The sequence below is a fragment of the Salmonella sp. NW177 genome (assembly GCF_051811585.1).
GTDB classification, from domain to species: domain Bacteria; phylum Pseudomonadota; class Gammaproteobacteria; order Enterobacterales; family Enterobacteriaceae; genus Salmonella; species Salmonella enterica.
Map to the genome: position 1 here is coordinate 328,846 of NZ_JAMMZV010000003.1, position 11,988 is coordinate 340,833.

Annotated in this window: 8 protein-coding genes; 6 read left to right on the plus strand and 2 right to left on the minus strand. The window is 51.8% G+C overall.

Going from position 1 to position 11,988, the window contains the following annotated elements; all coding sequences use genetic code 11:
- The first annotated feature begins 113 nt into the window (after nt 1-113).
- The 3 genes from rclA to rclC all read left to right on the plus strand — a co-directional run bounded on the left by rclA (nt 114) and on the right by rclC (nt 2,405).
- Nucleotides 114-1,439, plus strand: coding sequence for a reactive chlorine resistance oxidoreductase RclA (gene rclA / locus NA986_RS11900; RefSeq protein WP_023206881.1), 1,326 nt, complete (start codon nt 114-116; stop codon nt 1,437-1,439).
- Nucleotides 1,440-1,595: 156 nt separating this feature from the next.
- Nucleotides 1,596-1,832 (plus strand): reactive chlorine resistance periplasmic protein RclB, encoded by a 237-nt coding sequence (gene rclB / locus NA986_RS11905; protein WP_023206880.1) that lies wholly within the window; start codon nt 1,596-1,598, stop codon nt 1,830-1,832.
- 12 nt (nt 1,833-1,844) lie between these two features.
- Complete coding sequence (gene rclC / locus NA986_RS11910) at nt 1,845-2,405, plus strand: reactive chlorine resistance membrane protein RclC (protein ID WP_000362177.1); 561 nt, start codon at nt 1,845-1,847, stop codon at nt 2,403-2,405.
- A 94-nt stretch (nt 2,406-2,499) separates the two neighbouring features.
- Here the strand turns inward: rclC and NA986_RS11915 are convergent, their stop codons facing one another.
- Nucleotides 2,500-3,675 (minus strand): DnaJ family molecular chaperone, encoded by a 1,176-nt coding sequence (locus NA986_RS11915; RefSeq protein WP_001033457.1) that lies wholly within the window; start codon nt 3,673-3,675, stop codon nt 2,500-2,502.
- A 325-nt stretch (nt 3,676-4,000) separates the two neighbouring features.
- On the opposite strand from NA986_RS11915, the gene pheP reads away from it, so the two are divergent.
- A complete protein-coding gene (gene pheP, locus NA986_RS11920) occupies nt 4,001-5,395 on the plus strand; it encodes a phenylalanine transporter (protein WP_000786283.1) in 1,395 nt (464 codons plus the stop codon).
- A gap of 41 nt (nt 5,396-5,436) precedes the next feature.
- Here the strand turns inward: pheP and NA986_RS11925 are convergent, their stop codons facing one another.
- Nucleotides 5,437-6,684: a mechanosensitive ion channel family protein gene (locus tag NA986_RS11925; RefSeq protein WP_001156978.1), complete on the minus strand. Its 1,248-nt coding sequence runs from the start codon at nt 6,682-6,684 to the stop codon at nt 5,437-5,439.
- A gap of 310 nt (nt 6,685-6,994) precedes the next feature.
- Here NA986_RS11925 and NA986_RS11930 point away from each other — a divergent pair, with 310 nt between their 5' ends.
- Both NA986_RS11930 and NA986_RS11935 read left to right on the plus strand, forming a co-directional pair.
- A complete protein-coding gene (locus tag NA986_RS11930; RefSeq protein ID WP_023216268.1) occupies nt 6,995-8,965 on the plus strand; it encodes an autotransporter domain-containing esterase in 1,971 nt (656 codons plus the stop codon).
- A 166-nt stretch (nt 8,966-9,131) separates the two neighbouring features.
- Complete coding sequence (locus NA986_RS11935) at nt 9,132-11,861, plus strand: sigma 54-interacting transcriptional regulator (RefSeq protein WP_017441638.1); 2,730 nt, start codon at nt 9,132-9,134, stop codon at nt 11,859-11,861.
- The last annotated feature ends 127 nt before the right edge of the window (nt 11,862-11,988 follow it).

Genomic DNA, 11,988 nt, shown 5'->3' on the forward strand with positions numbered 1-11,988 from the left:
ACCGCTAATTTAGACGATAAGACAAAAAATGACGCGTTGCGGATAACCCTGTCTTTTTTGACGTTATTTATACTTGTCCTGACAAACAGATGGTGATTTGGCGGAGAAAGAAGATGACACAGTATCAGGCGCTCATTATTGGTTTTGGCAAGGCAGGAAAAACGTTGGCGGCAACTCTGGCGAAGACGGGATGGCGCGTGGCGATTATCGAACAGTCCGCCAGTATGTTTGGCGGAACCTGCATCAACATTGGCTGTATTCCAACGAAAACGCTGGTGCATGACGCGGAACGTGAGGGCGATTTTTCTGTCGCCATGCAACGCAAAGCGGCGGTCGTAAATTTTTTACGCGACAAAAATTTTCATAATCTTGCCGACCTGGACAATGTCGATGTGATTGAGGGAAGGGCGGAGTTTATTGATAACCATACCTTACGGGTATTTCAGGCGGACGGCGAGCGGGTGTTACGGGGAGAAAAGATCTTCATTAATACTGGCGCAGAGTCGGTGATCCCGGCTATTACGGGCTTAACAACGACGGCAGGGGTGTTCGATAGCACCGGACTACTCAGCCTGAGCCAGCGTCCGGCGCGCCTGGGGATTTTAGGCGGTGGTTATATTGGCCTTGAATTTGCCTCAATGTTCGCCAACTTCGGTACGAAGGTCACTATCTTTGAAGCAGCGCCGCAATTCCTGCCTCGTGAAGATCGGGATATCGCGCAGGCAATTACCCGTATTTTACAGGAAAAGGGCGTCGAGCTGATTTTAAACGCCAACGTACAGGCCGTATCCTCAAAGGAGGGCGCGGTACAAGTAGAAACACCGGAAGGCGCGCATCTTATGGATGCCCTGCTGGTGGCGTCGGGGCGAAAACCGGCGACGGCTGGCTTACAGTTGCAGAACGCCGGCGTGGCGGTGAACGAACGCGGCGGGATCATCGTGGATGATTACCTGCGTACCACGGCGGACAATATCTGGGCGATGGGCGACGTTACCGGTGGGTTGCAGTTTACCTATATTTCACTGGATGATTTTCGTATTGTACGCGACGGGTTATTGGGAGATGGCAAACGCAGTACCCGCGATCGCCAGAACGTCCCGTATTCCGTCTTTATGACGCCGCCGCTCTCTCGTGTCGGGCTGACGGAAGAACAAGCGCGGGCAAGCGGCGCAACGGTGCAGGTGGTGACATTACCGGTGGCGGCGATCCCTCGCGCCCGTGTTATGAACGATACCCGTGGCGTACTAAAAGCGGTAGTGGACGTGAATACGCAGCGTATTGTAGGGGTGTCATTGTTATGCGTTGATTCTCATGAAATGATTAATATCGTTAAAACCGTTATGGATGCAGATTTACCTTATACGGTGTTACGCGACCAGATATTTACCCATCCTACAATGAGTGAGTCTTTAAACGATCTCTTCTCTCTCATTAAGTAAAACATAAATAACGTAGCCCTGTTAATCAGGGCTTTTTTTTGCCTGTCAGGCTATAAAAATACGCCAGGACAAATATGCTGGCGTCTGAAAGAAAAGGCTTTAGTCAGGCGTAACGTATTATAACACCATTGAAATAACCCACGACTGGAAATCTCGATGTTAAAAGTTACCACACTTATTGCTTCATTATTGGCTGCGCCGCTGGCGTTTTCCGCCTCCGCCCAGCCGCTAACCGACGTTGAATATATCAGCGTTTCTGCGGTGGCAGCAACGCCGTCAATGCTTGAAAACGCTATTGCCAGACTGGCGCAAAGTAAACAGGCGTCGTCATGGAAAATTACGTCCATGCGTATTGATAATACGGGTTACGCCACTGCGATTTTATATAAGTAAGGAGAGCCTGAGATGGATAAATATCTTCGTCTGTTAAGTCAGGGGGATCGGCTGGGGTTAACATTAATTCGCCTGAGTATCGCCATCGTTTTTATCTGGATTGGACTACTAAAATTTGTGCCCTATGAGGCAGACAGTATTACCCCGTTTGTGGCGAACAGTCCGTTTATGTCTTTTTTCTATGAACATCCTGAAGAATATCGTCAGCATCTGACTCATGAGGGCGAACTAAAACCGGAGGAACGCGCCTGGCAAACGGCCAATAATACGTATGCGTTTTCGGATGGTCTGGGCGTGGTGGAATTGATTATCGCGGCGCTGGTACTGGCTAACCCTGTCAGCCGCTGGTTAGGGCTGGCAGGCGGCGTGCTGGCATTCCTGACGCCATTTGTCACGCTGTCGTTTTTAATCACCACGCCGGAGGCCTGGGTTATGCCGCTGGGCGATGCGCATTATGGTTTTCCGTATTTATCGGGCGCCGGGCGGCTGGTATTAAAAGATACGTTAATGCTGGCAGGTGCGGTGATGATCATGGCGGACTCCGCCCGTTCGTTACTTTTACAGCGACAGTAGCGACCCTCTTACCCTCTTACCCTCTTACCCTCTTTATGCCGCGATTCGTCGGGTGGCGCTTGCGCCATCCGACAATGTGTTGATGAATGATGGACTACCCTGACAGAAGTTCCTGTTCCACCTGTTGAACTTGCGCCTCCAGCGTATTGCGAATTTCGGTTAGCGCCCGTTCCTGCTCGGAGAAATAGGCTTCCTTATCCGCAACGGAAGAGGCGAGCCGCCAGGCATTTTCCGTTTCCAGTTGCGTTATCTCTTTCAACAGCGCGTCGATTTGCGTGCGGAGCTGGCGTATTTTATGGCGCAGATGTTCCAGATTATTTAGCCTGTCGCTTGCCATCATCGGTTCCAGGCCGCTTTGCAGCTGCGTCAATAACGCGCGAATTGCCGCCAGATCGGCATTCTGCCGCGCCTGATTAAGCTGTACCATCATCTGGTGCGCTTTTTCTTTCAATTCATCGGCGACCACATCCGGGTGACACAGGCGGCTGGCCTGACGCCACAAACGTTTTAATTCACTGCGTTCGTCAGCCGACAAACGTTGATCGCGGGCGTAGCGGAATTGCGCTTCCTGCTGCTGCTCCCGGTACTGGTGATAGTCCTGTTCCGCATTTTCCTGCGCCTGGCGGAATGCGCTGTCGTCCTGATGGGAAAAATCCGCTTCCAGCTCGCGAATTTCCGCCAGCAACGCGGTGATTAACTCCGTCTGCTGCTGGATTCGCTGACGGATGCCCACCGCTTCGCGCGAGGCGGCATTCAATCCTGTCCACTGTTGTTTTAGCGTTGCCAGTTGATCCACGGCCTGGGAAATAAATTGCAGGCAGGATTGATAATCCTTTTCCCGGCGTTTTATTTCGGCCTCTTGCTTACGCTGCATACTCACCGCGAGCTGTTTACGCAACTCCAGAATACGGCTCATCAACGGCCCGAGGCGCAGATGATAGAGGTCGTTGAAATCGTCGAGGATTTGTACCCGCGCATTTCGTTTGTCAATCAGATCGCGAAGTTGGGCTTCAAGTGCTTTCAGCTCCAGCTTACTGGCGGCAATAGAGGGATCTTGCCACGTCGAGAGCGCCCGTTGAGCCTGTAGCCAGGCGGCGATCTCTTGCATGGCGTCACTGAATCGACGAGCTTCAATTGCCTGGGCAATGGCGCTGATTACGGCATCCTGCGGCTCATTTTTCAGGTAGATGAGCTGCTGACGGATAATCTCTTCGTCCTCAAGTTCAATGGCGCTTTTGATGATCTCTAAACGTTTGATGATCTTATTCATGACGTTGATGCCTGGCGTGGCTCAAAAACGGATAACAGACACCAGGTCTGATTCACCTTTTTGAAAATACTGAAAAAATACTAAATGTATTCTGTAGGGTGTCGTACTTTTCGTCCAGAGTTATTCACATATTTTATACTCGGCGTCTGTCACCCGTAACGTTCTATATCGGCGCGCACTCTTTTCTTTTTACTCCCCGCGACATCTTTTTTTACACGATAACGTTAACGTCCGGAGTTGAGCCTTGACAAACGATTGCGCCTTGCGGCAGCGAGAGCGAAATGTTAAAAGGTGCCCCTCAATAAAAACGATACAGGGGTAGGACGTGAAAAACGCGTCAACTGCATCCGGCGCCAGCGTGTCGGATGCCGCGTCGAAGAATGAACCGACGCTTCAGCGGGGGTTGCAAAACCGCCATATTCAGCTAATTGCGCTGGGCGGCGCCATTGGCACCGGACTGTTTCTGGGCATCGGCCCGGCGATTCAAATGGCGGGGCCGGCTGTTTTGTTGGGCTATGGCGTTGCCGGGATTATCGCTTTTCTCATTATGCGCCAGTTGGGTGAAATGGTCGTGGAAGAGCCGGTTTCCGGATCGTTTGCCCACTTCGCCTGGAAATATTGGGGGCCGTTTGCGGGCTTTTTGTCGGGCTGGAACTATTGGGTCATGTTTGTGCTGGTCGGGATGGCGGAGCTGACCGCGGCGGGCATCTATATGCAGTACTGGCTGCCTGACGTACCAACATGGATTTGGGCGGCGGCGTTTTTTATTATCATTAATGCCGTAAATCTGGTGAACGTTCGTCTGTATGGCGAAACGGAATTCTGGTTCGCGCTCATTAAAGTGCTGGCGATTATCGGCATGATAGGTTTTGGTCTGTGGCTGCTGTTCTCCGGCCACGGCGGCGAACATGCCAGTATTGATAACCTCTGGCGTTATAACGGTTTCTTCGCTACCGGTTGGCATGGTTTGCTTCTGTCGCTGGCGGTGATTATGTTTTCTTTTGGCGGACTGGAGCTGATCGGCATTACTGCGGCGGAAGCGCGCGATCCGCAAAAAAGCATCCCGAAAGCGGTGAATCAGGTGGTATACCGTATTTTGCTGTTCTACATTGGTTCGCTGGTGGTGTTGCTGGCGCTCTATCCGTGGGTAGAGGTGAAATCCAATAGCAGCCCTTTTGTGATGATCTTCCATAACCTGGACAGTAATGTGGTGGCTTCGGCGCTGAATTTCGTTATTCTGGTCGCGTCGCTTTCGGTGTATAACAGCGGCGTTTATTCGAACAGCCGAATGCTGTTCGGCCTGTCCGTACAAGGCAATGCGCCGAAATTTTTAACCCGCGTCAGCCATCGCGGCGTGCCGGTGAACTCGCTGATACTTTCCGGAGCGATTACCTCGCTGGTGGTGCTGATCAACTATCTGTTGCCGCAAAAAGCGTTTAGCCTGTTGATGGCGCTGGTTGTCGCGACGCTATTGCTAAACTGGATAATGATCTGTCTCGCGCATTTACGTTTTCGCGCGGCGATGCGTCGTAAAGGGCGCGAGACGCAATTTAAGGCGCTGTTCTATCCCGCCGGAAACTATTTGTGCATTGCGTTTCTGGCGCTGATTCTGGTGTTAATGTGTACGATGGACGATATGCGATTGTCGGCGATTTTGCTGCCGGTATGGATTGTATTCCTGTTTATCGCGTTTACAGTTTTGCGCCGTAAGGCTCATTAACTTTTTTGCCCGATCCTATGCTCATGCGATCGGGCAATCCATTAATGCCGCAATGTCCCTGACAGCGCGCGAATATCGCTGCCGGTCGGCGTCTGATGAATACGCAAGCCAAACTCTTCCACCACGGCAAAAATATGGTCGAAAATATCGGCCTGAATGCTCTCATATTCCAGCCACACGACGGTATTGGTAAAGGCGTAGATCTCTATCGGCAAACCATGATCGTCAGGCGCCAGTTGGCGTACCATCAGCGTCATATCTTTACGGATGCGCGGATGGTGGCGTAAATATTCGTTCAGATAGGCGCGAAATGTCCCGATATTGGTCATTCGGCGGTGATTTAAGGCTGATTCCGGCGCATCCAGTTGTTTATTCCATTCATCGATTTCCTGATGACGGCTGGTAAGGTACGGCTTTAACAGTTGCGCGGTTAACAGCCGCTGTTTTTCATCATCATCCAGAAAATGGATACTGGTCGCGTCAATATTAATACTGCGTTTAATCCGGCGTCCGCCGGACGCAGACATGCCGCTCCAGTTTTTGAACGAGTCGGAAACCAGTGACCAGGTGGGAATGGTGGTGATGGTATTATCCCAGTTGCGTACTTTTACCGTGGTTAAGCCAATATCAATGACCGCGCCATCTGCGCCATATTTTGGCATCTCCAGCCAGTCGCCCAGTTTGAGCATATCGTTGGCGGAAAGCTGGATACCGGCAACCAGGCCAAGAATCGGGTCTTTAAAGACCAGCATTAATACCGCGGCCATCGCGCCCAGCCCGCTGATTAAAATTGCTGGTGACTGGCCAATCAGCAGTGAGATCATCAGAATGCCGACGATAATTGCGCCGATGAGCTTAATACCCTGAAATATTCCTTTTAGCGGTAACTGAGAGGCGGCGGGCCATTTTTGCGATAGATTGAAAATCACGTCCAGCAGAGAAAATAACGACAGCAGGGCGTAGGTCATAATCCATAACTGCGCGCAGGTCGTCAGGATATCCGCAGCCTCACTGCCTTTTTGTAGCCAGAGCGCGGCCTGAATATTGACAATGATGCCTTGCAGCGTAAAAGCCAGACGATGGAATAATTTATTCTGGGTAATAATTTGCAGCCACAGGCGGGAACTGGCGCTGGCACGTTTTTCGAAAGCGCGCAGTACTATCCAGTGCAAAATAATATGCACGACAACTGCTGTCAGAAAAATAATACCAAATATCACCACCAGCGACGTGGTGTGATTCATTTCAATTCCCGCTAAATCTTCTACCCGGGATATCAATTCCTGCATAATCTCTCCTTTATAAACAGCAGCCTATGATGACTGCTGAATGGCATTTATGCAAATCAGGACGCCTGCGCTTCAGACATAATCAGCAACAGACGGGTAAAAGCGCCTCTGGGGCTATCCATACGCTATATTTTATCCAGCGCCCTATAAACGTCGTTATTTTACGCGGTTCCCTCTTTTTGAACAGGCGCCAGTACGTCAACAATGGATGAAAACTTTTTAACCAGAATGTTTAAAACGATTGCAATATCTCTGTCGGATAATGATTAGCACTGTCGTATCTATCAACAATAACATTAAGGAACATCGGATGACCCAAAAGCGTACCCTGCTAAAATACGGCATACTCTCGCTGGCGCTGGCCGCGCCATTATCTGCCTGTGCGTTTGATTCTCTTACGGTAATTGGCGATAGCCTTAGCGATACCGGGAATAACGGTCGCTGGACCTGGGATAGTGGTCAAAATAAGCTCTACGACGAACAGTTGGCCGAACGATATGGGCTGGAATTAAGCCCTTCCAGCAATGGCGGCTCTAATTATGCCGCCGGCGGCGCGACGGCGACCCCGGAATTAAACCCGCAGGATAATACCGCGGATCAGGTACGGCAGTGGCTTGCCAAAACGGGGGGAAAAGCCGACCACAACGGTTTGTATATTCACTGGGTAGGCGGAAACGATCTGGCGGCGGCCATCGCGCGACCTGCCATGGCACAGCAAATAGCCGGTAATAGCGCCACTAGCGCGGCGGAGCAGGTAGGGATGTTACTGGATGCCGGCGCCGGGCTGGTCGTGGCGCCAAACGTACCGGATATTAGTGCGACGCCAATGCTTCTGGAGGCGGTAATCACCGCCGGGCTGGGCGCAGCGGCGCCCCCGGCGCTAAAAGCGGCGTTAGAGGCGCTGGCGGAGGGAGCTACGCCCGATTTCGCCAGTCGGCAACAGGCGATCCGCAAGGCGTTGCTGGCGGCGGCTGCAACGGTAAGCAGCAATCCGTTTATTCAGCAACTGCTCGTTGAGCAACTGCTGGCGGGCTATGAAAAGGCGGCAGGGCAGGCGTCAGCTCTGACCGATTATTATAATCAGATGGAAGAGAAGGGGCTGGAGCAACACGGCGGCAATATAGCCCGTGCCGATATCAACGGCCTCTTTAAGGAAATTCTTGCCAACCCGCAGGCGTTTGGTCTGACAAATACCGTAGGCATGGCCTGCCCGCCGGGCGTATCCGCTTCGGCGTGCTCCTCGGCAATGCCTGGATTTAATGCGTCGCAGGACTATCTGTTTGCCGATCATTTACATCCCGGTCCGCAGGTCCATACCATTATTGCGCAATATATCCAGTCGATCATTGCCGCGCCGGTACAGGCGACATACCTGAACCAAAGCGTTCAGTCGATGGCGCAAGGCAGTCGTACCACGCTTGACAGCCGTTATCAGCAGCTTCGCCAGGGGGAAAATCCTGTTGGTTCGCTGGGTATGTTCGGCGGATACAGCGGGGGATATCAACGTTATGATAATAATGAGGCCGACGGGAACGGTAATCATAATAATCTGACGGTTGGCGTCGATTATCAGCTTAACGAGCAGGTACTGCTGGGAGGGCTGATAGCTGGTTCTCTGGATAAGCAACATCCTGACGATAATTATCGTTATGACGCCCGTGGTTTTCAGGCCGCCGTATTCAGCCATTTACGCGCCGGTCAGGCGTGGCTGGATAGCGATTTACACTACCTGTCCGCTAAATTCAGTAACATTCAGCGCAGTATCACGCTCGGTGCGCTAAGACGGGTGGAAGAGGGCGAAACCAACGGTAGGCTGTGGGGCGCGAGGTTAACCAGTGGTTATGATTTTGTCATGATGCCGTGGTTAACGACCGGACCGATGCTGCAATATGCATGGGATTACAGCCACGTTAATGGTTATAGCGAGAAGCTCAATACCAGTACATCAATGCGTTTTGGCGACCAAAACGCCCATTCGCAGGTGGGTAGCGCGGGTTGGCGTCTGGATCTCCGCCACAGCATCATTCACTCCTGGGCGCAGATTAATTATCGCCGTCAGTTTGGCGATGATACGTATGTGGCGAACGGCGGCCTTAAATCGACCGCGCTGACGTTTAGCCGCGACGGAAAAGCGCAGGATAAAAACTGGGTTGATATCGCGATTGGCGCAGATTTTCCGCTGTCGGCAACGGTGTCCGCTTTCGCCGGGCTGGCGCAAACGGCAGGGTTAAGCGATGGCAATCAAACCCGTTATAACGTTGGGTTTAGCGCCCAATTTTGATGACACGCCAGGGAGGGCCAACCCCGTTCGTTCGTGACACGATGAGCCGAAAGCGCAACGGTAAGTTTTATAAAAAGTAAGTATTTTCAAAAATGTGGGTGAAGCCTGTGACGTCGTTTGTAAATTATCGTATAAGCGGAGTTTACGTTTTTGGCGGGGCGCAGGTATGAATAAAGAGTCCATATTTCGTCAGTTGGAGCTACGGCTGGCCGGATGTTCACTAACAGCCGACGCGTTAAGCGGGTTTAGCGCAATGGCGATTGCCGACAGTCTCAGGCAAAAACGCAGCATTATTAGTCACCATCTTAATAACTTGCATCGTGAGCAGCGGGTGGTCAAAGTGAATAGCCGCCCGGTGCTGTTCCTGCCCGTCGAGGCGCTACGTCGTCACCACCGGTTGGCGGTTCGGCAGGGGGATTACGCGTCCATTCAGGCGCTGTGCGCGGAGCGGCAGGACAGTCTGGAGCTGCTCATTGGCGCACAGGGCAGCTTGCAGGAGTCCCTGCGTCAGTGTAAGGCGGCGATCAGTTATCCCGGCGCGGGCTTGCCTTTGCTGCTGCGCGGCCCGACGGGGACAGGAAAAAGTTTTTTGGCGCGTCAACTTTGGCAGTATGCCATCGAGCAGGGCATTTTGCCCCCGGAGGCGCCCTTTACCGTGTTTAACTGCGCCGAATACGCTAATAACCCGGAATTGCTGACGTCAAAATTATTTGGTCATGCTAAAGGTGCTTTTACCGGCGCAGACAGAGCGGTATCCGGGTTAATTGAGACCAGTAATGGCGGCGTATTGTTTATCGATGAAGTGCACCGTCTACCGCCGGAAGGGCAGGAAAAACTGTTCCATTTTATGGATAACGGCACCTGGCGTCGCTTAGGCGAAAGCAGCGATGAACGCAGCGCCACGGTACGTCTGATATTCGCCTCTACCGAAGATCTGGAAAAGCACTTTCTGGCGACATTTATTCGCCGGATACCGGTCATTGTCAAAATTCTGCCTATCGCCGAACGCGGACAATATGAGCGGCTGGCGTTTATTCACCATTTTTTTCGTCGCGAGGCGCAGCGTCTTCATCACGATTTGTCGCTGGATAGTGAAATTATCAGCCAACTGATGCAGGAGACCCTGGAAGGGAATGTCGGCGGCCTGGAAAATCTCATTCGTAATATTTGCGCCAGCGCCTGGACTTTCGGCCAGCGTGACGATGGGGTACTGGAAGTAAAAGCCGGGCAACTGCCGGATCGTCTGCTGATGGAGGTGCCCTTTACCGTTCCGCAGACGGCGGAACGCGTCATGATTTATCGCGAAGGTGGCGTTTTTCCGCGAGTTTCCGGTCAGCATCAGGAATATTTACGGTTGACGGAAAACATTTGCGGCCTGTGCGAAGAGCTGGCGCAGGAGAATATTTCCGCACGGACGTTTGACAAGCTGGTCTATCAAAACCTCACGTTATATCTCGATGCCTTAATGAATAAAGAGAGCCCTCGCGCTCGTCAGGACAAGCGGCTGCGTTTTATCGAAGATGTCGGGAAAGCGATCGCTGCACATTACGATCTCGAACTGAATGCGGAATTCGCTTATCTCACTGGACGTTACCTTACCAGCCTGCCGTTAACGCCGGTGGAGGCGTCGCCATCGGTTCGCCATGTGATGCTGCGCTGGCTGGAGGAGGCGCCGGGGCTGGCGCAGCGTGTGGCGCAAAAACTGCTGGACGTGGTAAATAATAAATATGATTTGTTAATCGACACGCTCGACAGACTGGTCGTGGCGGCCATCGTCAGTAATGCCATTGACGCCACCAGCGGCGGTAAGGTAAAAGCGCTGATCATCGCGCATGGTTATTCGACCGCCAGCAGCATTGCAGGCGTGGCGAACCGTCTGATTGGCGAAAAGATTTATCATGCGATGGATATGCCGATGGAGGTCGCGTTTAGCGATGTCAGCCGGGCCATTGTCGATTATCTCCAGCATACGGATACCCGCGCAGGCGTCATGGTGCTGATCGATATGGGATACACCAAAGAGATCGCCGATGCGCTTTTGAGCGTAATTCATGGCCCGCTGGTGGTGGTCGATAACGTTACGACGCGTCTGGCGCTGAACGTGGCCAGCGAGATCGCGCTGCAAAAAAACATCGAACAGATCGCCGAAGAGATCGTCCCGTTAAATCAGTCGCGCTGGGATGTCTTCTGGCCCGCGCAGAAAAAAGCGCGCGCGCTGCTGGTGACCTGTATTACCGGCATCGGGACGGCGTTTAAATTTAAAAATTTGATGGAAAAAAGTCAGTTGACCGACTTTGATATTAATATTATCGCCTGTGAATATACCCGTCTGAAAAACAGCCGGATGGCGGCCTCGTTGCTGAATCAGTATGAAGTGATTGCGGTTGTCGGCACCATTGACCCGCAGCTGGCGGGCGTTCCCTGGGTGGGGATTGAAGAGCTGCTTGGCGAGCAGGGGTATGCGCATTTAAGTCAGTTATTAAGCGGTTATCTTAACGATAAACAAATTGCGTTAATTAATAAAAATATGGTTCGCGAATTTTCGTTGCATAATGTGGTTAATTCGCTGACCATTCTCAATGCCAATAAGACGATAGGGCATATCGAAACGATTATTGCCGAATGGCAAAATACGCTGGGCTTCAGCTTTAATAATAATTTGATTATTAGTTTATATGTTCATTTGAGCTGTATGATTGAGCGACTGGTCATGCGCAATGAAATTACCCACTATAAAAACATGACGGAATTTAACGAGCGGCATGGTGAATTTATCGTGATGGTAAATCATTCGTTTCAGCGATTGAAAATTCTTTATAACGTGGCGCTGCCGGTAGCGGAAATTGGCTATATCCACGATATTTTCGAATTACGGATAGAGGATTTTCGCTGGTAGCCGCGGTAGTTCAGGAAAAAAGGGGCGCTAGCGCCCCGCAGAAGAAAGGCCTGATGGCGCTACGCTTATCAGGCCTACAGATCGCTTTGTAGGCTGGATAAAGCGAAGCCGCCATCCGGCATAACTA